23 protein-coding genes and 1 tRNA gene are annotated in these 26,326 nt (G+C 58.1%); 13 read left to right on the forward strand and 11 right to left on the reverse strand.

All coding sequences use genetic code 11. The features are described 5' to 3' along the window. Positions 1 to 29 precede the first annotated feature (29 nt). Positions 30 to 105: transfer RNA gene (locus MGMAQ_RS08425), tRNA-Glu, on the forward strand. 244 nt (positions 106 to 349) lie between these two features. Here MGMAQ_RS08425 and MGMAQ_RS08430 read toward each other — a convergent pair. The 6 genes from MGMAQ_RS08430 to MGMAQ_RS08455 form a co-directional block, all read right to left on the reverse strand. Further along, positions 350 to 1,333, reverse strand: coding sequence for an ABC transporter ATP-binding protein (locus MGMAQ_RS08430; protein ID WP_052716254.1), 984 nt, complete (start codon positions 1,331 to 1,333; stop codon positions 350 to 352). Then, positions 1,330 to 2,310 (reverse strand): ABC transporter ATP-binding protein, encoded by a 981-nt coding sequence (locus MGMAQ_RS08435; protein ID WP_046021187.1) that lies wholly within the window; start codon positions 2,308 to 2,310, stop codon positions 1,330 to 1,332. Before MGMAQ_RS08435 ends, MGMAQ_RS08430 begins: the two co-directional genes overlap by 4 nt. Continuing rightward, positions 2,307 to 3,224, reverse strand: a complete 918-nt coding sequence (locus MGMAQ_RS08440) for an ABC transporter permease (RefSeq protein ID WP_173427169.1) — start codon at positions 3,222 to 3,224, stop codon at positions 2,307 to 2,309. Before MGMAQ_RS08440 ends, MGMAQ_RS08435 begins: the two co-directional genes overlap by 4 nt. Then, positions 3,221 to 4,198 carry an ABC transporter permease gene (locus MGMAQ_RS08445; protein WP_046021188.1) on the reverse strand — a complete coding sequence of 326 codons (978 nt, stop codon included), beginning with the start codon at positions 4,196 to 4,198 and terminating at the stop codon, positions 3,221 to 3,223. Before MGMAQ_RS08445 ends, MGMAQ_RS08440 begins: the two co-directional genes overlap by 4 nt. Before the next feature lie 78 nt (positions 4,199 to 4,276). Then, complete coding sequence (locus MGMAQ_RS08450) at positions 4,277 to 5,893, reverse strand: ABC transporter substrate-binding protein (protein WP_046021189.1); 1,617 nt, start codon at positions 5,891 to 5,893, stop codon at positions 4,277 to 4,279. 2 nt (positions 5,894 to 5,895) lie between these two features. After that, on the reverse strand, positions 5,896 to 6,696 hold the full coding sequence (locus tag MGMAQ_RS08455) for a dienelactone hydrolase family protein (protein WP_148560903.1): 801 nt from the start codon (positions 6,694 to 6,696) through the stop codon (positions 5,896 to 5,898). Positions 6,697 to 6,841: 145 nt separating this feature from the next. Here MGMAQ_RS08455 and MGMAQ_RS08460 point away from each other — a divergent pair, with 145 nt between their 5' ends. The 5 genes from MGMAQ_RS08460 to MGMAQ_RS08480 all read left to right on the forward strand — a co-directional run bounded on the left by MGMAQ_RS08460 (position 6,842) and on the right by MGMAQ_RS08480 (position 13,752). After that, positions 6,842 to 7,801 (forward strand): LysR family transcriptional regulator, encoded by a 960-nt coding sequence (locus MGMAQ_RS08460; RefSeq protein ID WP_082085343.1) that lies wholly within the window; start codon positions 6,842 to 6,844, stop codon positions 7,799 to 7,801. Positions 7,802 to 7,925: 124 nt separating this feature from the next. After that, complete coding sequence (locus MGMAQ_RS08465) at positions 7,926 to 8,324, forward strand: sulfur globule family protein (protein WP_046021192.1); 399 nt, start codon at positions 7,926 to 7,928, stop codon at positions 8,322 to 8,324. A 158-nt stretch (positions 8,325 to 8,482) separates the two neighbouring features. After that, on the forward strand, positions 8,483 to 8,671 hold the full coding sequence (locus tag MGMAQ_RS21030; protein WP_046021193.1) for a hypothetical protein: 189 nt from the start codon (positions 8,483 to 8,485) through the stop codon (positions 8,669 to 8,671). Positions 8,672 to 8,759: 88 nt separating this feature from the next. Next, complete coding sequence (locus MGMAQ_RS08475; RefSeq protein ID WP_052716256.1) at positions 8,760 to 11,714, forward strand: CheR family methyltransferase; 2,955 nt, start codon at positions 8,760 to 8,762, stop codon at positions 11,712 to 11,714. Between the two features lie 418 nt (positions 11,715 to 12,132). Continuing rightward, complete coding sequence (locus tag MGMAQ_RS08480; protein WP_046021194.1) at positions 12,133 to 13,752, forward strand: ATP-binding protein; 1,620 nt, start codon at positions 12,133 to 12,135, stop codon at positions 13,750 to 13,752. Between the two features lie 35 nt (positions 13,753 to 13,787). Here MGMAQ_RS08480 and MGMAQ_RS08485 read toward each other — a convergent pair whose 3' ends face one another. Continuing rightward, on the reverse strand, positions 13,788 to 15,113 hold the full coding sequence (locus MGMAQ_RS08485) for a phenylacetate--CoA ligase family protein (RefSeq protein ID WP_046021195.1): 1,326 nt from the start codon (positions 15,111 to 15,113) through the stop codon (positions 13,788 to 13,790). 175 nt (positions 15,114 to 15,288) lie between these two features. On the opposite strand from MGMAQ_RS08485, the gene MGMAQ_RS08490 reads away from it, so the two are divergent. Next, a complete protein-coding gene (locus tag MGMAQ_RS08490; protein ID WP_052716257.1) occupies positions 15,289 to 17,553 on the forward strand; it encodes a bifunctional diguanylate cyclase/phosphodiesterase in 2,265 nt (754 codons plus the stop codon). 81 nt (positions 17,554 to 17,634) lie between these two features. Further along, positions 17,635 to 18,762: a diguanylate cyclase gene (locus tag MGMAQ_RS08495; protein ID WP_158498817.1), complete on the forward strand. Its 1,128-nt coding sequence runs from the start codon at positions 17,635 to 17,637 to the stop codon at positions 18,760 to 18,762. Between the two features lie 131 nt (positions 18,763 to 18,893). Here MGMAQ_RS08495 and MGMAQ_RS08500 read toward each other — a convergent pair whose 3' ends face one another. The 3 genes from MGMAQ_RS08500 to MGMAQ_RS19530 are packed head-to-tail and all read right to left on the reverse strand — an operon-like array spanning position 18,894 to position 20,611. Next, entirely contained in the window at positions 18,894 to 19,316 is a 423-nt protein-coding gene (locus tag MGMAQ_RS08500) for a CoA-binding protein (RefSeq protein WP_046021196.1), read from the reverse strand. A gap of 4 nt (positions 19,317 to 19,320) precedes the next feature. Continuing rightward, positions 19,321 to 20,103 (reverse strand): enoyl-CoA hydratase, encoded by a 783-nt coding sequence (locus tag MGMAQ_RS08505; RefSeq protein WP_046021197.1) that lies wholly within the window; start codon positions 20,101 to 20,103, stop codon positions 19,321 to 19,323. Between the two features lie 25 nt (positions 20,104 to 20,128). Further along, positions 20,129 to 20,611 carry a bacteriohemerythrin gene (locus tag MGMAQ_RS19530; protein WP_052716260.1) on the reverse strand — a complete coding sequence of 161 codons (483 nt, stop codon included), beginning with the start codon at positions 20,609 to 20,611 and terminating at the stop codon, positions 20,129 to 20,131. Positions 20,612 to 20,974: 363 nt separating this feature from the next. Between MGMAQ_RS19530 and rplM the strand changes: the two genes are divergently transcribed. The 5 genes from rplM to MGMAQ_RS08535 all read left to right on the forward strand — a co-directional run bounded on the left by rplM (position 20,975) and on the right by MGMAQ_RS08535 (position 24,513). Beyond that, positions 20,975 to 21,439, forward strand: coding sequence for a 50S ribosomal protein L13 (gene rplM, locus MGMAQ_RS08515; RefSeq protein WP_046021198.1), 465 nt, complete (start codon positions 20,975 to 20,977; stop codon positions 21,437 to 21,439). Between the two features lie 3 nt (positions 21,440 to 21,442). Continuing rightward, entirely contained in the window at positions 21,443 to 21,934 is a 492-nt protein-coding gene (rpsI, locus tag MGMAQ_RS08520; protein ID WP_046021199.1) for a 30S ribosomal protein S9, read from the forward strand. Positions 21,935 to 22,073: 139 nt separating this feature from the next. Beyond that, complete coding sequence (locus MGMAQ_RS08525; protein WP_046021200.1) at positions 22,074 to 23,411, forward strand: sodium:alanine symporter family protein; 1,338 nt, start codon at positions 22,074 to 22,076, stop codon at positions 23,409 to 23,411. 143 nt (positions 23,412 to 23,554) lie between these two features. After that, a complete protein-coding gene (mce, locus tag MGMAQ_RS08530; RefSeq protein WP_046023135.1) occupies positions 23,555 to 23,959 on the forward strand; it encodes a methylmalonyl-CoA epimerase in 405 nt (134 codons plus the stop codon). After that, positions 23,956 to 24,513 carry a DNA-3-methyladenine glycosylase I gene (locus MGMAQ_RS08535; protein ID WP_046021201.1) on the forward strand — a complete coding sequence of 186 codons (558 nt, stop codon included), beginning with the start codon at positions 23,956 to 23,958 and terminating at the stop codon, positions 24,511 to 24,513. The genes mce and MGMAQ_RS08535 overlap by 4 nt, the downstream gene beginning before the upstream one ends. On the opposite strand, the gene MGMAQ_RS08540 is transcribed toward MGMAQ_RS08535, so the two are convergent. Beyond that, positions 24,510 to 26,039, reverse strand: coding sequence for an adenylate/guanylate cyclase domain-containing protein (locus tag MGMAQ_RS08540; protein ID WP_046021202.1), 1,530 nt, complete (start codon positions 26,037 to 26,039; stop codon positions 24,510 to 24,512). The two genes, MGMAQ_RS08535 and MGMAQ_RS08540, sit on opposite strands and share 4 nt — an antisense overlap. Positions 26,040 to 26,326 lie beyond the last annotated feature (287 nt).

The following is a 26,326-nucleotide window of genomic DNA, read 5'->3' on the forward strand; positions in this document are numbered from 1 at the left end:
CGGGGCCGCTATGAAGAGCACCCCTCGCTGACCCCATCGTCTAGAGGCCTAGGACACCGGCCTTTCACGCCGGCAACACGGGTTCGAATCCCGTTGGGGTCGCCATCCGGTTGTAAACCGGAAATCGCTCAAACACTTAGCAAATCAAGCACTTGCAAGAATGCTCCCTGGTACGGTCGTCCCATCCGGTAAGGAGGTTTTTGTGAGCACGAACTTGATCCGCCGCGAGCAGGTCTATTTCGCCCGAATTCCTGTCCCCGCCCAATGGCCGTCCTACATGGGCCGCGAGGAGATTCGCAATAGCCTTTGGGGCAAGCCGTCCGGAGGCGAAAAAGCGTCTCCTTGGCCCTCAATGGGCCAAGTGGCAGGCTACTCTCCTATCGTCCGGGCCTCTAAGAGGCCTGGGGGATTCAAGGGAGCAGGCGGCCACCGATTTCGGGCAACGGGGATGGAAATGGCACCCAGGGGGCGGGGCGAGGGGCGAAGGAATTTCCCCCCGGATCGGTTCGAATGCCCTTTTTCCCGCGCTGATGGCCGGAGAGGATTCCTTTAAGGCCTGGGTATAGGGATGGCCGGGATTGTCCAATACCTTGTCCACCGGCCCTTCTTCAACGATCCGGCCCAGGTACATGACTGCCACCCGGTCGCATAGATGCCGGATGACGCTCAAATCATGGCTGATGAACAGGTAGGCGATTTTCTGATGTTCCCGCAGGGTAGCGAACAGGTTGATGATTTGTGCCTGGATCGACACATCAAGGGCCGCGACCGGTTCGTCGCAGACCATCAAGTCCGGCTGCATGGCCAAGGCACGGGCAATGCCGAACCGCTGCCGCTGGCCACCGGAAAACTGGTGTGGATAGCGCTTTGTCAGACCGGGCTGAATACCGCATTGGTCAAAGATGCCTTCCAGGTAGGATTGACGTTCCGATGCCGGAACAATGCCGTGAACGCCAATGGCTTCTTCGATCTGTTGCGAGATGCGCATGCGCGGATTGAGCGAGGAATAGGGGTCCTGAAAGACCATCTGGATCTTCAGCAGTTGCTTTTCCGGAATCGTCTCCAAAGAATTTCCCCGATAAGCAATGGCGCCGGACGAAGGAGTCAGGAGCTTCATGACCATCCGCGCGATGGTTGATTTGCCGCAGCCGGATTCACCGACCAAGCCCAGGGCCTCGCCCGGTCGCAAGTCGAAGGTCACGTCATCCACCGCACGGACTGTTTCGGGGAGGCGCTCGGCCCCCAATAGATTGGCGATCCGATCGGTCATCCCAAGCGGCTTGGTGAAGGTTTTGCTGAGGCCGGAAATGGCCAGGAGGGGATGGTCATTCATTGCGCCGCTCCTTTGCCCAAGGGATGGTGGCACCGGATCTGGCGATCGCCGTCGGTGGAGCGATAGGGCGCTTGGCGCTGACACAGGGCATCGGCATGCGAACAGCGGGGCGCGAAGGCGCAGCCTGGCGGCAGATTTCCGGGGCTAGGCATCAAGCCCGGGATCTGGGCCAATGGCTGGCCGTGACCTGATTCCGTGGGCACGGAATCGATCAGGCCGCGGGTGTAGGGATGCCTAGGGTCCGTGACAATCTCGCTTGTGGCGCCATACTCGACGATCTGCCCGGCATACATCACCGCGATCCGATCGGCGATTCCGGATACCACGGCCAGGTCATGGGTGACCCAGATCAGGGCGGTTCCGGACTCTTCGCACAGCTTGCGCACCTCATAGAGAATTTGCGCCTGAATGGTCACGTCCAGCGCCGTGGTCGCTTCGTCGGCCAGGATCAAATCGGGCTTGTTGAGCAGCGCCGTGGCAATGGCGATCCTTTGGCGCATACCGCCCGAAAGCTGATGGGGATAGGACCTTAGGCGTTCCTCTGGTGAAGGAATGCCCACCTGTTTGAGGGCGTCGAGGCAGCGCGCCCGAGCCTCGCCGCGTGGCACCCGGTCATGGGCCTGAATGGCCTCGATCATCTGTTCGTCGATGCGGATAACCGGATTCAGGGTTGCCATGGGGTCCTGGAAAATCATGGCGATGCGATCGCCACGCAGGGCCCGCAGGCTCTCGCCGTCCATTTCGGAGATATCCTGGTTGCGGAACAAGATGGTGCCGCCGCTGACGCGCCCGGGCGGTGGCAGGATGCGCATCAGGGCCTTGGCGAAGACCGATTTGCCCGATCCGGACTCGCCGACCAGTCCGACGATTTCGCCGGGATCCATGGATAGATGGATACCACGCAAGGCGGCTATCGTCCCATTGCGCATGGGGAACTCGACTTCCAGGTTTTCCACGCGGAGAAGGGGTTCGATCATTGGGCACGCGTCCTCGGGTTCAAAATGTCCCTTAAGTGATCGCCGACCAAATTGATCGAAACGATGGTGAACAACAGGGCCAAGCCCGGAAAGAAGGAGAGCCAATAGCGACCACTCTGCATGTAGTGGAAGCCATTGGATATGAGCAGCCCCAAGGAGGGCTCGGTGATCGGGACGCCGATGCCGAGAAACGACAGGGTGGCCTCCAAAGCGATGGCATGGGCGACCTGCATGGTCACGATGACGATCAGCGGTGGCATGCAATTGGGTAGCAAGTGGCCGAAAATGATCCGCGTCTGCGAGTATCGCAGGCATCGGGCGGCGTCGATGTACTCGCGGTTCTTTTCTACCAAGGCCAGGCCGCGAATGGTGCGGGCGTAGTAGGCCCATTGCACCAACACCAAGGCGATGATGATCTTTTCCACGCCCTGGCCCAAAATAGCGAGCAGTACCAAGGCTATGAGCACTGCGGGAAAGCTCATCTGCACTTCGACCAGACGCATGATCACGGTATCCGTGCGGCCGCCGAACCAGGCCGAAACAAGGCCGATGGCCGCGCCGATGGATAGGGCGATGAAGGCGCTGGCAGCTCCGATGGCCAAGCTGGTGCGCAGGCCGTACATGATCCCCGACAGGATATCCCGGCCTTGGTCATCGGACCCAAGCAGGAAACTGAAACCGGCGGCGGCCTGGGCCCCCGGTTCCATGTTGCCGTCCATGAAATCCAGTTGCGCCAGATCATAAGGATCCTGTGGCGCGATCCAGGGAGCGAAGATGGCTATGAAAGCCACGAGCAGGAAACCGGCCAGGCCGATGACCGCCACGGGATTGGAAAAGAAATCCTGTAGAAACCGGCCCAGGGGCGTGTCGCGAAAGGGCTCACGTTCGGGCATTTCGTCGGGAATGGGCGTCATGATTTGATGTCCTCCAGCCGAATGCGCGGATCGAGGGCCGAATAGAGAAGATCGACAACGAGATTAATGACAATGAACATGGTCACGGTTACCAGCAGGTAGGCGACGATGATCGGTCGATCGAGCACGGCGATGGAATCGATGAGCAGTTTGCCCATGCCGGGCCAGGCAAAAATGCTTTCGGTCACCACTGCGAAGGCAATGACGTTGCCTAGTTCGAGGCCGAGCACGGTCACCACGGGAATGAGAATATTGCGCAGCACATGAACGCTGACGATGCGTCTCTCGTTGACACCCTTGGCCCGCGCGAACGCAACATAGTCCGCGAGCATGTTTTCGCGCACCCCGGCGCGGATCAATCGCATGACCAGAGCCAGCTTGAACATGGCTAGATTGATGGCGGGCAGTGCCAGGTGGGATAACCCATCGAAACTGAGAAAGCTGACCGGAACGCCGAATAGGTCCACCGTTTCTCCCCGACCGCCGGATGGGAGGATGTCCAAGTAGACCGAGAATCCCATGATCAACATCAAGCCGACCCAGAAGGTGGGCAGTGAGAAAAACAGGATGGAACTGGACATGATGGCCCGCTCGATCCAAGTCCCCGGTTTCAACCCGGCGAGCAGGCCCAGCGGAATGCCGCATGCGATGGCGATGACCATGGCGGTGAGTGCCAACTCGATCGTCGCGGGCATTTTCGATAGGATCAGGTCGAGGGCCGGTTCGTTGTAGACGAAGCTGTTCCCAAGACTGCCATCAAGCACATTACCGAGAAAGATGAAGTATTGCTCGTACCAGGGCTTGTCCAGACCAAGGGCCCGAACCGCTGCCTCGTATTCCGCGGCCGTTGCCTCGGGATCAATGAGCACGTCTACCGGGCTGCCAATGGCAAAGACCCCGACGAAGACGATGAACGACATCAGCAGGAGGACAGCCAGGCTTTGCAGTAGTCTGCGAAGGAGAAAATTCACCAAGGTCCAAGGCCCCTCCCGGGCTGGCTGGGATTGACCGCCGCATCCATTGTGGACGCGGCGGTCGGCTGGTGGAGCATCTTAGCGAGTCATTTCCGAGATGACGGTGTAATTGTCGGCGCGCGGTGCATAGATGACGCCCTTGCGAGCAGCCCAGAAGTTCATCTGGTAATGCACCGGAATGACACCGTAAAGCTCGCCGATGGCCCGTTCGGCGACCATGGCTATTTTTTCCGAACGGGAGGCTTCATCCACGTCGGCCATGGCGTCTTCGAGCATTGAGTCCACTTTGGCATCGGAAAACCGACCGCGATTCGATGTTCCTTGTCCGGCCTCCTTTTTATAGGTGTGCAGCAAGGACATCAGGGTCGATCCCTGCTCGCCGGTGGAGGACCCCCACCCGAGCAGCATGAACGAATACTTCAGTGCCGAGGCGTTCTTGAAATAGGTTGCCTTGGGTTCGGTCTGCACGGACATCTCGATGCCGATGCGGGCCAGCAACTGAGCGATGGCCTGGGCAATTTGTTCATCATTCACATAGCGGTCGTTGGGCGCATTGATGATCATCTTGAAACCATCGCCATATCCGGCCTCGGCCAGCAGCTTTTTGGCTCCCTTGACGTCATAGGCGACAGGGCTGAGCTTACCGGAAACACCGGAGAAACCCTTGGGCAGCATCTGCGAGGCCGGGGCCGCCGCCTCGTCCATGATGCGTGCGACGATACCTTCGCGGTTGAGGGCCATGGATATGGCCTTGCGCACACGGACGTCGAGCAACGGATTTTTGATTTTGCCACCATCCTTGGCGGTAATGTGCGGACTATCCGAACGGTTGGAATCCATATGCAGGTAGATGGCCAGATTGGATGGCTGTTTGAACAAGGTGTACTTGCTGTCGGCTTGCATGTTCTTCAAGTCCGCCGTGGGAACGCCGTCGATGATATCCACGTCGCCTGATTGCAGCGCCGCCAGACGCGCGGCATCGTTTTTCAACGGGCGCATCTCGACGATTTTGTAGTCCGGCACGCCGCCCCAATATGATTCATTGGCCTGCAGCTTCATGGCCTCGCCGGGTTTCCAGGATGTCAGCTTGTAGGGTCCAGTTCCGACGGCCAGTTTGCCCGAGTTGAAATGGGAGCTGTCAATGGACAGGACATCCTTGGCAATCGACGAGTTGGCGGCATAGTAGGCCTCCACCGTCTCCTTGGAGACAATGGACACCTGAGCCAAATTGTTCGGAGTCAGCGGCTGGCGGCCCTTGGTCTTGATCCGCAGGGTATAATCATCCACGGCTTCCACCGAGACAAAGGTCTTGGAGAATTTGGTGAAGGCAGAGGGACTGTTGGGCACATGTGGGATCCGGTCAAAGGTGAAGACCACATCGGCGGCGGTCAAGGGGGTGCCGTCGTGGAAGCTTACGCCCTGGCGTAGTTTGACTTCCCAGGTCGTATCGTCCGTGGCTTTCCACGAGACAGCGAGCGCAGGCTTCAACTGCATCTTGGCATCCATGTGGATCAGCCGGTCGTAGACGTTGCGGGCCGCCGAATTGTTGGGGCCCAGGTTGTGATAGTGAGGGTCGATCGAACTGGGTTCCGAGGCGATCCCGACCACCAGATCCGCCGCTAAAACCGGCGCGGAAACGATCAGGGCTCCCGTGGTGAAAACCATTGACCGGAGCATTGTGCGTAGGCTCATCATTCCTATTCTCCCATATTTATTGAAGCGTGATTCTGGTTTCTGGAGCCCGCTTCGGTTTCCAGAAAATGATCCCGCCAGTAGTCCAAAAAGCATGCGATATCGTATCTGGCTTCCGCATGGTCGAGCACCCGATGGCCGACACCGGGGTAGAGGATCACTTTGGCCCGTTGGAAGCCGCGAAGCGTTTGCGCCCCATGTCCGGCGACGCTCCCAGTTTGATTAAATCGGGAATGCGGCCCGAAGAATTCATCCTCGTAGCCGTTTAGATTGAGAAAAGGGGTCTTGCTGCTGTTTCCGGCAATGTGGACCGATGGCACGAAGTATCCCGGCTCGCAGTTCCAGGCAATGGCAATGCGGGCGGCAATGCCGCTGCCATCCCAGGTCGCCGCGGCCACGGCTCCTTCCGACAGTCCCGCCAAAACCACGAAACGGTGGTCGATGAACGACCAGGATTGAAGGTTTTCCATGACTTCCGTCACCTCGTCCCGGCGCATACGGTGAACCTGCTCATAAACTTCCGGGTCGGCGGGCGATTCATAGGTTGGCCGGTCTAGCCTCGCATGGGTGTTGGGGGCGATCAGGGCGAACCCTCTTTCCTCGACCAGAAAATCGGCCATCAGTTCTTCTTGTTTGCGGGCATTGGATCCGGGCAGAAAGACAATCAGCGGAACCCGCTTATCGGTATTCGAGATCTCTTGTATCTGATCTTCCAAGGTGTGCAGTGTCCCGCGAAGTTTCCGCCCTCCATAGAGTTTGGAAGGGAAGGCAACAAAGGCCTGTTGATAGGCGATAGCGGCTGACATGATCGGCGGTCTCTCCCATTGGCGAGGGGTTTCTCCAACCCGCGGAAGGCCCCCTTTCTTGCTTTGACGTCGATCATGCATTACATTTCATGATCGATGGGAAAAATATTCATGCGTATTTGGTATGTATAGAGTCGGGTGATGCATGCGGCCAATTGGAAAGCTGGACTGGAGTCTCAAGGAAATGCGGGCGCTGCATCATGTGGTGACCTTGGGAACCGTTACGGCTGCGGCGACCCGCATGGGTCTCTCTCAGCCTGCGGTCAGCCGCTTGCTTGCAAGCCTGGAATCAAAGCTGTCCCAGCCGCTGTTCGAGCGTCAGGGCAGGGGGCTCGTTCCGACGCGTTCGGCGCTGGATTTTTGTACCGCCTCTGCCCGGGTCTTCGATGCCATCGAAGGGATGCAACAAAATCTCGCGGTTTCCAATCAGGTCGAAACGCTCCGAGTGGCCGCGCCTCCGACCTTTGCCAGGGGGTTTTTGCAACAGGCCGTGGCCTTGTTCCTGGAAGCCAATATCAATGCCACGATCCAGGTGGATGTCCGATCGTCGCCTTCGATTATCGGCATGGTTTCCGAGGGCGCCGTCGACGTGGGTATCACCGATACGGCATTGACCCACGAAGCCGTGCGAGATCAACCGTTCCGCAAAGCCGCAATGGCCTGTTTTCTGCGCCGTGATCATCCCTTGACGGCGAACCGCGAAATCAATGTTGCCGAGGCGGGAGATTTGGAGTTGATCGGCCTGACGCATCGGCATGCCACGCGGGCCTATATCGACAACCTGTTGAGATCGTCCGGCCATGGGTGGCGCATGATCGTGGAAACCTCGACCGCCGCATCGGCGGTGTCGTTTGTCCGCGAAACCGGCGCGGTGTCGTTCCTGAGTCCTTTTCCGGTCGCAGGCGATTTGCCTCCCGAAGTGACGTTCCGGCCATTGCACGGTGGTCTGACCCATATTTCTCGTTTCATCTATCCGGCCCGCATTGGGTTGCGTCCGCTGACCCGGCGGTTCATGCGCGCGGTCACGGCCGTGTCGGAGCATCATGACGGCTGGTCCGAAGCCCTTGGGCCGTTCTCAGGTGGAAAGCGAGAGGGGGACATCTGACTCTCATTTTCACTTGTTTTTGCGGTCCTATTTTGTAAAATTTTAGGTCTCTATCAATGGGAGTATGGGAAAGCCTCTTTCCTTGCTTTCAAACAGGAAGGAAATAGTCAGAGGAGGATTAAGTATGCATATTCGTAATCTTACCAAGGTCTTGGCGGTTGCCGGGCTCGTTGCCGCCGGTTCCTTTGCTGCCCAAGACGCATCGGCCTGGTGGGGACCCGGCTGGGGCAACAATGGTTGGGGTCCCGGTTGGGGCGGAAACCGCTGGGGTAACAACGGTTGGGGTGACGGCTGGGGCGACGGCGGAGGAGATTTCTCCTTCGGCTTTAGCGGTAACACTCGGGCCAATACGGGGTTGGGCTATAACGGCTATAACGGCTGGAATGGCTACAACGGCTACGGCCCGTACGGTTGGGGTGGCTATCCCGGTTGGGGATATGGCTATCCGGGAGCTTGGGGCGCCCCTTATGGCGTGGCACCGGTCGCACCGGCGGCCCCCGCGGCACCCGCGGAAGCAAAATAATCCTCGGATCAAGATCTGATTGAATGCGAAACGGCGGCTCTGGGAGTCGCCGTTTCTTTGTTTCGGCCTTTGGGGGCGGCGCGGACAAGTCCGGCTTGTTGTTTCCGGGGTGATCCGCTAGCTTTGGCATTCCCCGGACTATTCCAGAGAGGCCCGCCATGCGCTGTCCCAAATGCCCCTCCGACATGACACTGGAACAAGTGGGCGGCAAGAAACACTGGGTCTGTGACGATTGTGGCTATGCCCGTCCTCAGGGCGGCGTGGGGGCCTTCTTGCGATCGGGACCGGTACTGGTCGGCCTGGTGATCGGGGCCGCCGTGGCGGTGCTGGCATTGACCGGGGCGTAGAGATTACCCGAAGCCTCTCGACCCCATTGGGCGAACCCGTTAGACTCGATTTCCTGAAACGCCTTGCGTTAAAAGGGAACCAACCGCCATGCCAGCCCGAAAAAACGGCGCACCACGCAAGCCCGGCAAGACAGTGACCAAATCCCCACGGAAAGAGCCAACGCCGTCCGCGACGAACAGTGATCTGTCGCCTGCCAATCCGATGGCTTTTCCCGTCGTCGGGATCGGTGCGTCGGCAGGCGGGCTGGAAGCGGCACAGGCTTTTTTCAAAGGCGTGGCGGCGGATTCAGGGGCGGCTTATATCTTCGTCCAGCATTTGGATCCGAAGCGGCCCACCGATCTGCCGGAATTGCTGGCGCGCATGACCCCGATGCCGGTCCAGGCCGTGACCGACCATATGCTGGTGGAACCCAATCAGGTCTATGTGATCCCGTCCAATCATGAACTGATGATCGCCAAGGGTCACCTGGAGCTGTTCGAGTTATCAGAAGAGCCCGGCCTGCGGCATCCCATCGACGTGTTTTTCCGTTCCTTGGCCATGGAGCGGGGGGAACAGGCCGTGGCCATCATTCTATCCGGCACCGCCAGCGATGGCACGTCGGGCCTGCGCGATGTCAAGGCCGAGGGTGGAATAGTCCTGGTCCAAGATCCTTTGACCGCCAAATTTGACGGCATGCCCCGGTCGGCCATCGAAACCAAACTGGCGGATCTGATTCTCGATCCTTTGGACATGGGCGACAAGCTCGTGGATATCTGGGCATTCCAGCGCCCCGGAACCGCGGCTTCGATCATGACCGACGAGGCGGGAATAGATGAGGAGACCCTGGCCAAGATTACCACCTTGGTGCGCAACCACACCGGCCACGATTTTTCCGATTACAAACCCCGAACCTTGCTGCGGCGCATCCGGCGCCGGATGTCGGTCCAGCAGATTGAACAGCCATCCGACTATGTCCGCCATTTGCAGCATAATGCGGCCGAACGGACTATTTTGTTCAAGGAACTCCTCATTGGCGTGACCCGTTTCTTCCGTGATCCGGAAGCCTTTGCGGTGCTGATCGACAAGGTTATTCCCGCTCTTTTTGACAAACGCGCCAACGATGATGAACTGCGGGTCTGGGTCGTGGGCTGTTCCACCGGCGAGGAAGCCTATTCCATCGCCATCCTTCTGCAAGAAGAACAAAGGCGGCGGGATGCCAATGTCAGTATTCAGGTGTTTGGTACCGATATTGACGGCAAAGCCATCGAGACCGCTCGTGGCGGCCTGTTTTCTCCGAGCATTGCCAAAGACGTCCCCGCCGATCTGCTCCGGCGCTATTTTACTTCCGAGAATGCCGGATATCGGGTCAAGGGCGCGATTCGGGACATGTTGGTGTTTGCCGAGCAAAATGTGGTCAAGGATCCGCCATTTTCACGCTTGGACCTAGTCTGCTGTCGTAACTTGTTGATCTATATGGGGGCAGCCCTGCAACGGCGGGTCATCCCCATGTATCACTATGCCCTCAAGCCCGAGGGGTACTTGTTTCTCGGCAATTCGGAAACCATCGGCGAGTTTACCACCCATTTCCAGACCGTTGATCGCAAAGCCAAGATCTACCGCAGCACCAGCGCCGGCACCAAACAGCCGAGATTGCTGAATATCTCACCGCCCGCCTTGGCCGATTTGGTGCCGGTTGTCGCCGCGGAGAAACCGCCGAAAGCACCGGTCAACGTGCGAACCTGGGTGGAAAGCACGCTGCTCTCGGAGCTGTCTCCGGCCTGCGTGGTCATCGACCGTCATTCCCAGATCGTCTTTATTCATGGCCATACGGGCAGGTATCTGGAACCGGCCCCGGGCGAAGCGACAACAAACATTCTGGCCATGGCCCGCCCGGGCCTGTCGGTGGAATTGGCCACCGCCGTGCGCAAGGCGATCAACCATGGCCAAGAGGTCCTGTACGAAGGACTGAGGGTCCGCACAAACGGGGATGAGCAACCCATCGATCTGCTGGTTCGTCCAATCACCGAACCCGAAGCCCTGGCCGGATTGATTCTGGTGGTGTTCAAGGAAGTATCGCCGCTTCCCTCCATGGACCCGGAGCAAACCGTGCCCGAGTCCCAACAGGTGGTTGATGAACTAAAGCGGGAACTGCGCAATACCCGGGAATACCTGCAAACCAGCATCGAAGAAATGGAGACCTCCAACGAGGAGCTGAAATCCACCAACGAGGAACTTCAGTCCTCCAACGAGGAACTGCAAAGCATCAACGAAGAGCATGTGACTTCGAAAGAAGAGCTTCAGTCGGTGAACGAAGAACTGGCCACGGTCAATGCCGAGTTGGAAAGCAAGGTCAGCGAACTGACCCGGTCCAACAACGACATGAACAACCTGCTCGCCGCCACGAAGGTTGGCACCGTGTTTTTGGATTTGCACCTCTGTATCACCCGGTTCACGCCGTCATCGGCCGATGTCATTCACTTGATCGATGGCGATGTGGGGCGTCCGCTGGCCCATACGGTCTCAAACCTGGAATACGATGAATTGGTCAACGATGCGCGGACGGTGCTGGACAACCTGGTGCCCATGGATCGGGAAGTCCGCTCCAAGGACGGCAAGTGGTATTTGATCCGTATCCTGCCTTATCGGACCTTGGACAACGTGATTGAGGGTGTGGTTCTGACCTTTGTGGACATTACCCGAGTGCGCCTGCTCGAAGCGGAATCCCGATTGGCCGTGGTGGTTCAACAGGCCTCCGACGCAATTGTCTTGCAGGATCTGAGCGGCAAGATCCTGGCCTGGAATAATGGGGCGGAAAAGCTCTATGGCTGCTCGGAGGTCCTGGCCCTTGAAGCGGATTTCCGGCTTTTTGTTCCACCAGACGGGCGCGCGGACCACGACAAGCTGCTCAGCCAACTGGCCAAGGGCAAGAAACCCGCACCCTTCGAGGCCCAGCGACTGACCCAGGAAGGCCAAGTCCTGCGTGTTTCCGTGAGCGCATCTTTGTTGTTTGATGAGAGCAACAAACCCTGGGCCGTGGCCACCACCGAACGCGAAAGGCTCTAACAGGCTGCTGAACAAGTGTTGTTCGACGGCCTGCCTCGCCCTTCGACAAGCTCAGGGTGAGGCGAACAAGTTGAAAGTTCAAAGGCCCTCATGCTGAGCTTGTCGAAGCATCTGTCGCCACAGGCTCGAAATCGGACTTTAGCAGGCTGCTGAACAAGTGTTGTTCGACGGCCCGCCTCGCCCTTCGACAAGCTCAGGGTGAGGCGAACAAGTTGAAAGTTCAAAAACCCTCATGCTGAGCTTGTCGAAGCATCTGTCGCCACAGGCTCGAAATAGGACTTTTTCGGCAGCCTGTTAGCGCCGCATAGTATTCATGGTCTCCGGACTCAATTGTTATTTTATATATACGTTTCGTGTGCCTTTAGCCTGCGAAGGTGTTATCATCATTCTAAAGAATAGTTTTGAAGGGTCCCAGTGGATGACCGAGTCAACGGCCCAGGCACGCCTACTGCGCGAACGGGCAGAGGATGCCCTCAGTCGGCATATTGTTGACCGTGACCTGAACCTCATGTCCCGGGAGCAGGTTCAGGACTTGGTGCATGAACTTGTGGTGCATCAGGTCGAGTTGGAAATGCAGGGGGAGGAACTGCGCCGGACCCAGGCAGACCTTGAGAGAATCAGAGATCAATATACCGACTTGTATGATTTCGCCCCGGTGGGCTACCTGACCCTCAACGAGACAGGGCAAATCGTGACCGCCAATCTGACCATTGCGGGCTGGTTGGAAAAGGATCGCATCGACCTGATCGGCTCTTCCTATCCCCGCATCGTCGCCGAATCCGATCGCGATACGATCTACCTCCATTTAAAGAGCGTGAAAGGAAGCGCTTTCCCCAGCTCCTGCGAGGTGACCCTTGCCCATCCGCAAGATACCCCGCGCCTGGTGCAGATGGATAGCCGATGGGTTGGAACTGATGATGCTTCCGCACAGATATTCTGTACCCTCACCGACGTCACCGAGTCCCGTCGGACCGCAAGACGCCTGCAATTGTTGGGCAACGTGATCCAGCATAGTAGCGAAGCGGTGATGATCACCGATCCCAACGAGGTCATTGTCTTCGTCAACCAGGCCTTTACCGACATCACCCATTACTCGGAAAGTGATGCCCTGGGCCTGACCCCGCGCATTTTATCATCGGGGCGCCACGACCGGGCTTTCTATGTGGACATGTGGGAACAGCTCCAAAAGACCGGCATGTGGCAAGGCGAGATCTGGAATCAACGCAAGGACGACGGCGCTTATCCCGAGTTCCTGACCATCAACGCCGTCAAAGGTGAAAATGGTCGTTTGCTCAACTATGTCTGTGTCTTTTCCAATATTTCCCGCCTGCGCGATCGCGAGGAAGCCCTGCGCATCAGTAACGAGGAACTCAATCAGTTCGCCCAGGTGACTTCTCATGATCTGCGCGAACCCCTGCGAACCATCACCAGCTTCATCGAGCTCATTGAACGAAAACTGACCGGGATCGACGATCCAGAGATTACCGAGTATTTCCATTTCGTCACCGAGGGTGCCACCCGCATGGACCGCTTGATTCAAGGGATCCTGCACTATTCCCAGATCGGCAAAAAAGCCGAGGAGTCCGCTTCGGTTGATATGAATAAGGTCGTCGAAGGCGCGATCCACAATTTGGAGACCGCCATAAAAGAATCTCAAGGCTCGATCACTGCCGGAGATTTGCCGACCGTCCAGGCCGTGGAGATCGAAATGGACCGCTTGATGGACAATCTTCTTGGCAACGCCCTGAAATATCGAAGCGCCGATAGGCCGCTGAGTGTTGAGGTGACGGCCGCGGAACGTCGGGGGATGGCCCAGTTCACTGTTCGAGACAATGGCATCGGGATCGACCCGGCGTATTCGGACAAGGTTTTCCGTATGTTCCAACGGCTTCACGCCAAGGAGGCCTATGGCGGCGGGTCTGGCGTTGGCCTCAGTATTTGCAAAAAGATCATCGAAACCGACGGAGGCCGGATCTGGATTGATGCCAATCCCGACGGCGGCTCGAGCTTCCACTTCACCTTGCCGTTGGCCGCGTGAATCGCCGGGGCGCGCGAAAGAGTCTTTCCGGCCGGTTAGTCTTTGCCGCTTCCGCGTAAATCACGCACCCTTACCGCCTTTCCTTCCGAGCGCGGCACCGCGCCGGGCTCCTTCACCATGGCCCGGCAGGATACGCCGATCATCGTCTTGATATGGTTTTCGACTTTCTTGGCGATCTTGGGGTAGTCATCGGCGGAAACATCGGGGCGGGCCTCCGCCTCGATGGTGAGATTGTCCATGGTGCCATCGCGGCGGACAACCAACTGGTAGTGGGGGGCCAAGTCCTCCATGCCCACCAACAGGGCTTCCACTTGAGTGGGGAACATGTTGACGCCACGAATAATCAGCATGTCGTCATTGCGTCCGGTGACGCGGCGGATGCGGAGATGGGTTCGGCCACAGGCACAAGGCTCGTCGGTCAGGCTGGTGATATCCCGGGTGCGATAGCGGATCATCGGCAGGGCCTGTTTGGTCAACGTGGTGATGACCAGTTCGCCGGTTTCGCCCACGGGCAACGGTTCGCCGCTTTCGGGATCGATGATTTCGAATAAAAAGGCGTCTTCCCAACCGTGCGCGCCATCCCGGGCGTCACGGCACTCCATGGCCACTCCGGGCCCGATGATCTCGGATAGTCCGTAAGAATCAACGCTTTGTAGGCCAAGCATCTCGTCCAGTTGACGGCGCAGGGAATCCGTCCAAGGCTCGCCACCGAGGGGGGCGGCGTGCAAGGGACCATCGGCCAGGGGCTCCCCTTGGAGGGCCGCCGCTTCGGCCAAATGCAGGGCGTAGGAGGGGGTGGCGATCAACACCTGGGCGCCGAAATCCCGCAGCAGCTTGATCTGGCGCTCGGTGCCACCGCCGGAAATGGGGGTGACCGTGCATCCCAGGCGCTCGGCGCCACCATGGAATCCCAAGCCACCGGTAAACAGGCCGTATCCCAGGGCATTGTGTACCACATCCCCTGGACGTGCCCCGGCACAAGCCAGCGAGCGCGCCATCAGATCAGCCCACATGTCCAGGTCGTCCCGGGTATAGCCAACCACGGTCGGTGTGCCGGTGGTGCCCGAAGAGGCATGCAGGCGGATCACTTTTTCACGGGGCACGGCGAAAAGGCCGAAGGGGTAGTGGGTTCGCAGATCGTTTTTGACCGTGAACGGCAGGTGGCGGATATCCGCCAGGCATTTGATGTGGTTGGGCGTGACCCCCCTGGCGTCCATGCTTTTGCGCGTATGGGAGACATTCTCATAGGCGTGGCCGACGGTCCAGCGCAGCCGCTCGGTTTGCAATTGGGTCAGGGCGGGCCTGTCCATGCATTCCAGTTCCGGTTGATACTTCAGAGTTGGGCCGTAGGGGGGGATCATGAAAGCCTCTCGGTGGATTTGGGAACGCCGACTCGGTTCCCGCCGAGGGGATTATTTCAGGACCTGGTTTAGGTTTCCAGATATGGCAAAAGATGGAGGGTGGGACGACGCGGGGTTTCCGTCCGCTTCCGCATGCACTACAGTCGTTTTTGAAGTGATATCAGGAAGCCGCCCTGTGGAAAAAATACCAAGCAAAGCCTTGCGCGGATCCCGTCTGACCGCCGTTCTCGGGGCCGTATTGACCCTGGGGGGTGGCGCCATGGTCTACCGGGATTCGGAGGACGTGGGGCATGCCTTGTCCATTGCGACGGTTGCGGGGCTGTTGACCATCATTTCCACGATCTATCTTCGCCATCAGGAAAAGCGCCTCGCCATCGAGCGGAATTTGTCGCGGCATCGCGAGCAGTTATTGGCCGATCAAAGATTGGTGCTGGAGAATACGGATGTGGGTATTCTTCATGTGACCCATGGCAAAGTTCGCTGGATGAACGAGACCATGGCCCAATGGATGGGATTCTCGGTCGAGGAACTGGTCGGCCAGGATGTGCGAGCCCTTTATGTTGATGATGAGGAATACGCCCGCGTTCGCCGCCAGTCGTCGCGGGAGCTTCGAGATAGGGGATTCTCCGAGGGGGATTCCCACATTCGAGGCAAGAATGGCGAGTCCTTTCATGTGCGCTATCGGGGCAAACGGGTGAATCCTGGCGATCCGAGCAAGGGCGCCATTTGGGTCGTGGAAGACATTTCCCGGCAACGGCAAGCGGTCCAGGCGATCAATTTGTCGGAAACCGTGTTCCACAACGCAGCCGAAGGTATTTTGCTTTGTGATATCGAGTTCAGGGTTATTGCCGTCAATCCCGCCTATTCCGCGATCACTGGATACGAGAGCGAAGAGATGATGGGGCAGGGCATCGACCGTTTCGGCGCCCGCCGGGAAAGTGATGTGTTTTTGTTTCGAATGTGGGAGGTAGTGCGGCAAGAGGGGCGGTGGGAAGGCGAGACTTGGGGCTGCCGGAAGAATGGTGAGGTCTATCCCGAACAGAGGACCATTCTGGCGATCCACGATGACGACGGTCGGCTGGCCCACTACCTGATTATGGTGCGTGATGCGACCCGGCAGAAAGAAGACGAAGAGAAGATCCGCTTCCAGGCCTATTACGATACCCTGACCGGCCTGCCCAACAGAGTTTTGTTTCAAGAGCGATTGCGAGAAGCTCTGGTGACTGCGACCCGCCATGATTCGCAAGTCGCCATGATGTATATGGATCTGGACCAGTTCAAGGTCATCAACGACAGCATGGGCCATGCCTCGGGCGATGCTTTGCTGGTCCGGGTCAGCCGAGCCATTCTGGATCACCTGCCGGACAAAGCCACATTGGCCCGTCCTGGTGGCGACGAGTTTTTGGTCTTGTTGCCCTCCACGGATCTGGACGAGGCCGCCGAGACCGCCCGGGCCATTCAGGCCGCCGTTTGCCGTCCGATTGATCTTGAGGGCTCCGATCACGAGGTGGTCGTGACCTCCAGCATCGGTATCGCGATGTTTCCCCGCGACGGTTTGACCGCCGCGGACCTGATCCGCAGCGCTGACACCGCAGCCTTTCATGCCAAGACTCAAGGTCGCAATAGTTTCCAATACTTCTTGGATGAAATGAATGTTGTGGCTCAAGAGAGGCTGATCCTTGAGAACCGTCTCCGGCGGGCCTTGAGCGAGGAAAACTTTGTCACGTACTACCAGCCAAAGATCGACTTGAGGTCTGGTCGGATCACGGGTGCGGAGGCCCTGATCCGCTGGTTCGGTCCTGGCGGGATGATTACGCCGGATAAGTTCATTCCCGTGGCCGAGGAAACAGGCATGATCGTCGATCTCGGCCGATGGGTCTTGAGGAGCACCTGTTTCCAAGTGCGCAGTTGGCAAAAAGAGGGGCTGCCATACTTCAAGGTGGCGGTGAATCTTTCGCCGTTGCAATTGCACGAAGGCGACTTCGTGGAAACGGTCAAGAAGGCATTGGAGGATTCAGGCCTGGATCCCCGTGATCTCGAACTGGAAATTACCGAGCGGGTGATCATGGAGCAAATGGACGAAGTGGTCCGTATCTTCAGCGCGTTGCGGGATATGGGTATCCGCGTGACGATCGATGATTTCGGGACCGGCTATTCTTCTCTGAGCTATCTTCAATCCCTGCCCTTGGATGGTCTGAAGATCGACCGCTCCTTTATTGCCGATATTGGAGAGGATGGGCAGGGGAGTTCCTTGGCGGGGGCTGTGGTGGCCATTGGCCAAAGTCTTGGGTTGAAGGTCACGGCGGAAGGGGTTGAGACTGAAGATCAACTGGGATTTCTGCGCCAACAATGGTGTGACGAAATGCAAGGATTCTATTTCAGTCGCCCCCTGCCGCCGGATGAATTTGCCTCTCTTCTGAAATCAGATAAACGACTCTAATCGGGAAAATCCATGGATCCGGAAATCAATAAAATCAATAATATAGATGGAAATGAACCCCAATCGCTGAAAGATCATTTGTTGTCCAGCATCCGCATGAGCCGGGAGCAGATGATGGACCTTGTTTCGCGCCGGTACCATTCAACTCATGTGAACCGCCACCGAGGTCAATTGGTCATCGGGCGGGTGCAGCTGGTTTCCGCCATATTTGCCGTCCTGACGCCCCTTTGGATCTCGATCGATGCCTGGGCCTATCCCTGGCCCACCTGGGGCATTCTCGCTGTCTTGCGGTTGGCGAGTTGTTTGGCCTTCGTTGCTTTGGCCTGGCCGCGCGCACCCTCTTTGGACCCCTGCCGAACCGGGCGACGGATGCTGTTGATCATGCTGTCCATGCCCATCGTGTTTTATGTGGCCAGTTTGATACTTCTCGACAGCAAGGAGTTCGGAGCCCTCGGGAATGCCGTCACCCTGGGCTATGGCCTGCTGCCTTTTATCGTCGTGGCTGGCTTAAGCGTCTTTCCCCTGACCGCCGTCGAGGTGCTGATCGTTGGATTGCCCATGATGGCTGCCATTGCGGGGGGAACCCTACATTTGAGTGGCGGTGATGCCTATGGATTGATCGCGCCCCTCTGGCTGATGTTCCTGGTGCTGGGGGTTTCGGCGGTCTCGGGAATGAGCCAGCTTCACTATATGATCGCCCTGGTCAACCGGGCCATCCATGATCCTTTGACCGAGGCTTTCACCCGTCGCAGCGGTGCCGAAACGCTGGATCTGCAGTTTCGCGTATCGGTCATGCAGGAGCAGCCGTTGGGGGTTGCTTTCCTGGACGTGGACAACTTCAAGAGCGTCAACGATCAATTTGGACACGAAGCCGGGGATGCCGTGTTGCGCAATACCGCTGAACACCTGAAACAAAACCTGCGGCGCGGAGATACTTTGGTGCGCTGGGGCGGAGAGGAATTCTTGGTCGTGCTCCCCAATACCGATGCCGCTGGGGCCAAATTGGTGGCCCAAAGAATCAGGGAAAGCGGCCTGGGAGAGCGTCCTGACGGCGCACCCGTGACCGCCAGTATGGGCATGGCGGAACGTGTCGCAGACAATCAGGAGGACTGGCCGAAATTGGTCGATCTGGCCGACCGGCGCATGTATCAAGCAAAGAACAGCGGCAAGGACCGCTGTATTTCCTGCGCTGAGGAAGTGATCATCTAAAGTCTTAGGGCCTTTTAATTTTCAATAGGTTAGCCTCACCCTGAGCTTGTCGAAGGGCGAGGCGGGCCGTAGGACAACACTGTTTCAGCAGCCTGTTAGTGCCTGAGTTTTGCCAATAGGCTTGAAATGGGTCAGCCAACCAGTCGCGGGTACTCGATCTTGGGGCAGCGGTCCATGACCACCGAGAGGCCCGCCGCTTCGGCCCGTGCCGCCGCTTCGTCGTGACGGATGTTGAGTTGCATCCAGACCGCCTTAAAGCCTTTCTCTGCCGCGAGACGCACCGCTTCGTCACTGACCATGCCCGCGGCTTCGGGTGCGCGGAAGATATCCACCATGTCGCAAGGGGCAGGGACCTCGGCCAGCGAGCCGACAACGGTTTCGCCATTGAGGATCTGACCGGCCAGCCCCGGGTTTACCGGGATCACCCGATACCCCTTGTTTTGTAGAAACTGCATCACTTGAAAACTGGGGCGCTCCGCCTTGGGTGAGGCACCGACCAGGGCGATAACCTTGATTTCTTTCAAAAGATCGCGGATTCCGTTGTCGTCGAGCATGAGGTCAGCGTCCTTTCCATTCGGGCATGGGCCGTTTGCCCACGAAGGCATCGATTCCAGCCTGGGTATCTTCGGTCATGACCGTATCGGCCATGGCTTCGGCAGCAATGGCATAGGCTTCTTGCAGCGTCGATTCCGATTGGCGATAAAAGGCCTGTTTGCCAAGCGCGATGGCGCGGGCCGGTTTGGCGATGATCTTATCGGCCAGTTCCTGAACCGCATCGTCCAGTTCCTCAGTCGGCACCACGCGATTGAGCAGGCCCAGCTCCAATGCGGCCTCGGCGTCGATGAAATCACCGGTCAGCAGCATTTCAAGCGCTGGTTTGCGCGGCATGTTGCGCACCACGGCGACCCCCGGGGCGGAACAGAACAGGCCTACGGAAACCCCCGACGTGGCAAAGCGGGTATCTTGGGCGGCTACCGCTAGATCGCACTGAGCCACCAACTGGCAGCCTGCCGCGGTGGTCAGGCCATGGACCCGGGCAATGACGGGCTGGGGCATGCGGGTCATGGCCACCATCACCTCGCCGAACCGCCGGAACAACTCGTGGCAGAAGTCCCGATCCTTTTGGGCGTTGATCTCCTTCAGGTCATGGCCGGCGCAAAAGGCCCGCCCGTCGGCGGCCAGCACGACGACACGAACAGACTCATCCGCGGCGGTTTCGCTCACCGCTTCGAAAAGGGCCTGAACCATGTCCATGGAAAGGGCATTGAAGGCATTGGGGCGGTTGAGGGTGAGGGTGCGAACCGAGTCTCGGTCTTCGCGCAGTATGAGTGGCGCGTCCATGGGCAATCTCCCTTAAAGGAGGGGGTCAGTCCGCCTCGACGAACAGGACGTCCTCATGGGAATCCTTGTTGACGAAGTCTTCATTGGCCTGCAAGACCGCATCCCGCCGTGCCGCCATGTAAGGTTCGTAGGCCTTGTCTTCATCTAGAAGGTGATCAAGGAAGGCCTTGGACAGGAAGGCGAACAGGGAAGCATAGTCGTAGCTATCTCCCGTGGCGCTGATGTCAGCGGCATGCTGAGCCAGATCCCGACGGATGGCCGCATGAGCTTTCAAGTGCTCGTCCAGTTCGGGATACCGGCAGGCGGCCATCAGGGCTTCTTCGCGGGAGAAATGGTAATCCGTGTAATCTTGAATGGCGTTGAGGATACTGGTCACGTTGTCCAACCGCTCATTGGAATCGGACGCCGCTTCCTGCAACTGCCCGATCAGGCCGATCAACAGGTCATGGTCCGTATCCAGGCTATGGATACCAACGCTGTATTCCTCGCTCCATGCAAACTGAGCCATTTGGTGGCTATTCCCGATGTATCGTGCGGTAGGTAAGGGTTACATAATGCACATGTTGGCCCCCATTCAACACCCAAGAAGGTTAGAAAGCGATGAATTTTGGCGCACGGCCCGAGGAATATGCCAACCTTGCCCCAAAAATACAGTGTGCGAATACCGTCTAACGCTATGTTTCTAAAGGGTTATTGCAAAGGTATCGTGGTACCAATGCTGCAAGTATTTGAAATTAAATGAAATAAAGTCGTTGACACCCAATCCATAATCGCCATACTGCGCGGCCACGAGAGCTGTCGGATTTCGGCGGCCCGTTTTTGTTTCCAGCCCCCGGTCGAAGGGATCGGGTGCATAGCCGATAGGACCGAGATGAAGACCTATTCCGCCAAACCTGCCGATGTGGACGCCAAGTGGGTCCTTATCGACGCCGAGGATGTGGTGTTGGGGCGCCTGGCCGCCCTGGTCGCCACCCGTCTGCGGGGCAAGCACAAGCCCCTTTATACGCCGCATATCGATTGCGGTGATCATATCGTTGTCATCAATGCCGAGAAGGTGAAGCTCACCGGTCGCAAGCGGACCGAGAAGGTCTTTTATTGGCATACCGGCCACCCGGGCGGCCTGAAGTCCCGCACCATGGACAAGATCCTGGACGGCAATCATCCGGAACGGGTGGTCTCCAAGGCCGTGGAGCGCATGGTCAGTCGCAATCCGCTGGGCCGCAAGCAGCTGAAAAAGCTGCATGTCTATGCTGGTCCCGAGCATCCCCACGAGGCACAGCAGCCCGAGCTGCTTGATGTTGCCGCGCTGAACCCGAAGAACAAGAGGAGTGCCTAAGGCATGTCCGAGGAAACCAAAACCCTTGATGACCTGAAGGACCTCGGCGGGGCCGCAGTCACCACCGAGTCCGTTGCCCAGCCGACCGCCGAACGCAAGGTCGATGCCCAGGGCCGTTCCTATGCCACCGGCAAGCGCAAGAACGCCATTGCCCGTGTGTGGGTCAAGCCCGGTTCCGGTCGTATCATCGTCAACGGTCGCGAGTTGGAAGTCTATTTCGCCCGTCCGGTGCTGCGCATGATCATCAACCAGCCTTTCGAAGTGGCAGGTCGCAAGGATCAGTTCGACGTGGTCGCTACCGTGACCGGCGGTGGCCTGTCCGGCCAGGCCGGTGCCGTGCGCCACGGCATATCCAAGGCCATGACCCTGTTTGAGCCGGAGCTTCGCCCGGTGCTCAAGAAGGGCGGCTTCCTGACCCGCGACAGCCGCGTGGTCGAGAGGAAGAAGTACGGTCGTGCCAAGGCCCGCCGGAGCTTCCAGTTCTCCAAGCGCTAAGTCTCCTGCCACGTCACAGGTTAATCAGGGCGCTGCCGATCATGGCGGCGCCCTTTTTCGTGCGCTTGCGCCGTCCCCATCGGGCGCCTAATCTGTCGCAATCTTTTTCCAACCATAGCGATGAGCGAGGGTGCGGGCCATGGACGCTTTTAACGATATTCTCGGGGCCGTCGGCGGCGTTGTCTGGGGACCGGTGATGCTGGTGCTGCTGCTGGGCACCGGACTGTTTCTGACGATCGGCTTGAAGTTCATGACCATCCGACGGCTGGGCTATGCCTTTGTCCAGATGTGGAAGGGGCGGGCGGGCGAGGGCGATGGACAGATCTCACCGTTCAACGCCCTGATGACCGCCATGGCGGCCACGGTGGGCACCGGCAATATCGCCGGTGTGGCCACGGCCATCTTTCTTGGCGGACCGGGCGCGGTGTTTTGGATGTGGATGACGGCATTGCTGGGCATGGCCACCAAGTATGGCGAGGCCGTGTTGGCCGTGAAATACCGGGAAGTGGATGAACTGGGCAACTATGTGGGCGGGCCCATGTACTACATCCGCAACGGCCTGGGCGAGAAATGGAAGTGGTTGGCGTTCCTGTTCGCCCTGTTCGGTACCATCGCCGCCTTCGGCATTGGCAATACCATTCAGGCCAACTCGGTGGCACAAGCCGCCAAGGCGAATTTCGGTGTGCCGGAAGTGGCAACGGGGGTCGTGCTCGCCGCCCTGACGTTCCTGGTTATATTTGGTGGCGTCAAAGTCCTGGCCGAAGTGGCGGGCAAGCTGGTGCCGTTCATGGCCGTGGTTTATTTCGTCGGCGCCTTTGCCATCATCATTACCAATATAGAGATGTTGCCCGCCGCCCTGGCGACGATCGTCAGCGATGCCTTTACCGGCACCGCGGCAACGGGCGGTTTTGCCGGATCCACCATCTGGCTGGCTATTCGTTTTGGCGTGGCGCGCGGCGTCTTCTCCAACGAAGCCGGCCTGGGCACCGCGCCCATCGCTCATGCGGCGGCCAAGACAAACGATCCGGTGCGCCAAGGCACCATCGGGATGTTGGGCACCTTCATCGATACCATCATTATTTGCTCCATGACCGCTTTGGTGATCGTCATGACCGGGGCTTGGGATTCCGGCAAGACCGGGGCCGAGCTTTCCACCCATGCCTTCGAACTGGGCCTGCCCGGTTTTGGCAGCTATGTGGTGACTTTCGGGCTGATCGTATTTGCCTTTACCACCATTCTTGGCTGGTCGCTTTATGGTGAGCGCTGCGCGGAGTATTTGTTCGGCACCAAGATTATCTGGCCCTATCGGGTGCTTTGGGTGATCGCGGTTCCCATCGGCGCCATGGCCAGTCTGACCACGTTGTGGAATTTGGCGGATGTGCTCAATGGTCTGATGGCGCTGCCCAATCTGATCGCCTTGCTGCTGCTCAGCCCGGTCATCTTTAAGATCACCAAGGACTACTTCGCCAATAAATAACACCGCATGGGCGCTCTGCTCCGTTGGGAGGAGAGCGCCCCAGCGTTTTCTAATATGAACCATGCCCTGTCACTCTCTCTTGCGGAGAGCGCATCCCCCTGGTACCTGTCATTGTGCAGATGCAAAAAAACTGGGAGATGATCATGATCGGCAAGCTGAACCATGTGGCCATCGCGGTACCGGATCTGGACGCCGCCACGGCAACCTATCGGGATATCCTTGGCGCCAAAGTTTCCGAGCCGCAATCGGAACCGGATCACGGCGTGACGGTGGTCTTTGTCGAGTTACCCAACACCAAGGTCGAATTGTTGCTGCCCATGGGGCCGGACTCACCCATCGCCAAGTTTTTGGAAAAGAACGCCACCGGCGGAATCCATCATATCTGTTACGAGGTCGAGGACATTCTCGCCGCTCGTGATCAGTTGGTGGAGAAGGGAGCCCGCGTGCTGGGTAACGGCGAACCGAAGATCGGCGCCCACGGAAATCCGGTGCTGTTCCTGCATCCCAAGGACTTCAACGGGGCCCTGGTGGAGCTTGAACAGGCGTGACCTGGTATTGCGATGTGGCACCGGGCCATCCGGTGCATCAGGACTACCATGACAAGGAATATGGCTTTCCCAAGACGGACGAGAGGGCTTTGTTCGAGCTCTTGTGCCTGGAGATCTTTCAAGCCGGGCTGAATTGGGAACTGGTATTGAAAAAGCGTGCGGGCATGGTCGAGGCCTTCGAAGGCTTCGCGGTAGATCGCGTGGCCGACTACACGGAAGCGGACCGGGCGCGCTTGCTGTCCGATGCCCGAATCATCCGCAATGCCCTCAAGGTCAATGCCATGATCCATAATGCCGGAGTCATCCGGACCATGCGGGATAGCCACGGTGGGTTCGCCGCCTGGCTGGCGGCCCACCATCCGCTTAACAAGGCCGATTGGGTCAAGCTGTTCAAGCAGACCTTCAAGTTTACCGGTGGCGAGATCACCAATGAATTCCTGATGTGCATCGGCTATCTGCCCGGCGCCCATCGGGAAAGCTGTCCGGTGTTTGCCGAGACCAAAGCGGCGGATGCGCCTTGGATGGCCGTGGACCCCTTGGTTTATAAGGACTAATCAGGCACGTCCATATCCAGAACCTCGGTTACCGGCAAGGTTCCGATATCCTGAAACTTCTCGTTCTTGGGGTTGTTCAAGTCCACCAGATTGGCAATGCGGGAGAAGGTGGAATCCACCAGGATCTCCTTGCCGTCCTCGCTACGCCGCCGGATACCGAAATGCAGCCGTTGGCGGTGCTTGTAGGTGAGCTTGCTGACCGCTACCTTGCTGACCCAGATGGACCCCTTGCGGGCGAAATCGCTCAGCCGGGCGGCCTGATTGATGGTATCGCCCAGGACGGTGAATTCCAGGTGGGTGGGGGTCTGATAGGTCCCGAACCATTCCTCGCCTTCATGAATGCCGATATTGAGCCGCAACTCATTGAGCCAGTTCTTTTTTGAGCGCCATTTGCGGGAAATCTCACGCATGGTTTTGCGCATCTCGGCGGCACAATGCAGGGCATTTTCGATGTAGCAGGAATCCGGCTGCGGCAGGAAGTAATAGACCATGCCATCGCCCACATGCTTGCCGTGGGTGGCCTGGAAGCGGCGCAGGTTGGGCTCCACGGCGCTCCAGATGGAATTGATCAGCTCGAAGTATTCTTCCGGCGGCAGTTCGGCGCATATTTTGGTGGAGCTTTGCAGGTCGGCCACCAGAACGGCAAGAGGCGTCAGATAGGGGCGCCGGTTGCGCATCAACTCGCGAATGACCACGTCGCGTCGGGACAGGAAGGTGCTGAGATTATCCTCATGTTCCTCGAAGGGCTCATAGACAAAGAAGATCCCCTCGCGGAAGAACGAGGCATAGACATGGAACCAGTTGCCAGGCTGGCCCCGCAGACCCAGGTTGACCTCGGTGCGGATCATGGCCCGGGTGACCAGGGGGGGCGTATGGTCATAGGCATGCAAAAGATTGTCTACGTAGTTGGGATCATCCTCGACTTCCACGTCCAGGGCCAGGATCGCCTTGCGCGCCATTCGCTTTTTGGCGATACATAGGTGCAGATCGCGCAGCACGTCCCAGCTTTCCGCCTCACGAATCCCCTGGGTGGCGCCGAACAGCTTGAAGATATTGCGGTCGCCGATCTCCATGGTCTTGTCGAGGCGCTCGGGAAAGAGCAGCTCCGTGGCTTCCGTATTCCACCATTCCAACTCGAAATTATTATTCACCATGTAGGCCGGGCTGGAGATCTGGTCGAGGCTGAGCCGCATGCCATCGCCGGGCAGGTTGCTCTTGATGATCTCGATGCCCGGTGGCAGGTCGGCCTTGGCGGTCTCCGGCTCTTCGGTGGCAGGGCCGGGCGGAGACTGATCTTTGAACATGCGGGCAATATCGGACATCTTGACACCTCTGATCTTGAGTTCATTCACCTGAACAATTCTGTCCAGGACCTCGGCTGGAAAGTACCCTAGGCGTGGGGCCGTGGTCTCCTTGGCGTCCGGTTGTCGGAGGGACGGGCGTGGCAGAATACCCAGGGCGATATAGTTGTTGAGAGTCGCCCTCGAGATTTCCGCCCGATCCATCACCTGCTTGCTCGTGAGCATGGCACTTCCGCCTCGGGTCATGTCTGTCTCGAAATGAATGGACAGTCTAATTCATAAGAATCAAGTGTAAATAGGAAATTCCCTCATCGGATTATGGTTTTGTGAATTTTTAGGTCAAAATTGAAGCAGGGGGAAATTGTTGCCGATTAGTATGGTCGTATTGCAAAGTAGATGTACGTCTATAAAGAAATAATCGAAATTCTATGGTGTGCCATCAACTCCGATTCGGATAGGAAATATATAAAACCTACGTGTATCGGTATGGGTATCTTATTCAACGATGAGGA

The sequence above is a fragment of the Magnetospira sp. QH-2 genome, assembly GCF_000968135.1.
In the GTDB taxonomy this organism is placed as follows: domain Bacteria; phylum Pseudomonadota; class Alphaproteobacteria; order Rhodospirillales; family Magnetospiraceae; genus Magnetospira.

Coding starts and splice junctions, on each gene's coding strand:
- rplM (WP_046021198.1), top strand. CDS start 20,975: ATGAAGACCTATTCCGCCAAACCTGCCGATGTGGACGCCAAGTGGGTC.
- MGMAQ_RS08435 (WP_046021187.1), bottom strand. CDS start 2,310: ATGATCGAACCCCTTCTCCGCGTGGAAAACCTGGAAGTCGAGTTCCCC.
- MGMAQ_RS21030 (WP_046021193.1), top strand. CDS start 8,483: ATGCGCTGTCCCAAATGCCCCTCCGACATGACACTGGAACAAGTGGGC.
- MGMAQ_RS08500 (WP_046021196.1), bottom strand. CDS start 19,316: ATGCTCGACGACAACGGAATCCGCGATCTTTTGAAAGAAATCAAGGTT.
- MGMAQ_RS08465 (WP_046021192.1), top strand. CDS start 7,926: ATGCATATTCGTAATCTTACCAAGGTCTTGGCGGTTGCCGGGCTCGTT.
- MGMAQ_RS08485 (WP_046021195.1), bottom strand. CDS start 15,113: ATGATCCCCCCCTACGGCCCAACTCTGAAGTATCAACCGGAACTGGAA.
- MGMAQ_RS08480 (WP_046021194.1), top strand. CDS start 12,133: ATGACCGAGTCAACGGCCCAGGCACGCCTACTGCGCGAACGGGCAGAG.
- MGMAQ_RS08525 (WP_046021200.1), top strand. CDS start 22,074: ATGGACGCTTTTAACGATATTCTCGGGGCCGTCGGCGGCGTTGTCTGG.
- MGMAQ_RS08440 (WP_173427169.1), bottom strand. CDS start 3,224: ATGACGCCCATTCCCGACGAAATGCCCGAACGTGAGCCCTTTCGCGAC.
- mce (WP_046023135.1), top strand. CDS start 23,555: ATGATCGGCAAGCTGAACCATGTGGCCATCGCGGTACCGGATCTGGAC.
- MGMAQ_RS08430 (WP_052716254.1), bottom strand. CDS start 1,333: ATGAATGACCATCCCCTCCTGGCCATTTCCGGCCTCAGCAAAACCTTC.
- MGMAQ_RS08450 (WP_046021189.1), bottom strand. CDS start 5,893: ATGATGAGCCTACGCACAATGCTCCGGTCAATGGTTTTCACCACGGGA.
- rpsI (WP_046021199.1), top strand. CDS start 21,443: ATGTCCGAGGAAACCAAAACCCTTGATGACCTGAAGGACCTCGGCGGG.
- MGMAQ_RS08540 (WP_046021202.1), bottom strand. CDS start 26,039: ATGCTCACGAGCAAGCAGGTGATGGATCGGGCGGAAATCTCGAGGGCG.
- MGMAQ_RS19530 (WP_052716260.1), bottom strand. CDS start 20,611: ATGGCTCAGTTTGCATGGAGCGAGGAATACAGCGTTGGTATCCATAGC.
- MGMAQ_RS08475 (WP_052716256.1), top strand. CDS start 8,760: ATGCCAGCCCGAAAAAACGGCGCACCACGCAAGCCCGGCAAGACAGTG.
- MGMAQ_RS08455 (WP_148560903.1), bottom strand. CDS start 6,696: ATGTCAGCCGCTATCGCCTATCAACAGGCCTTTGTTGCCTTCCCTTCC.
- MGMAQ_RS08460 (WP_082085343.1), top strand. CDS start 6,842: ATGCGGCCAATTGGAAAGCTGGACTGGAGTCTCAAGGAAATGCGGGCG.
- MGMAQ_RS08505 (WP_046021197.1), bottom strand. CDS start 20,103: ATGGACGCGCCACTCATACTGCGCGAAGACCGAGACTCGGTTCGCACC.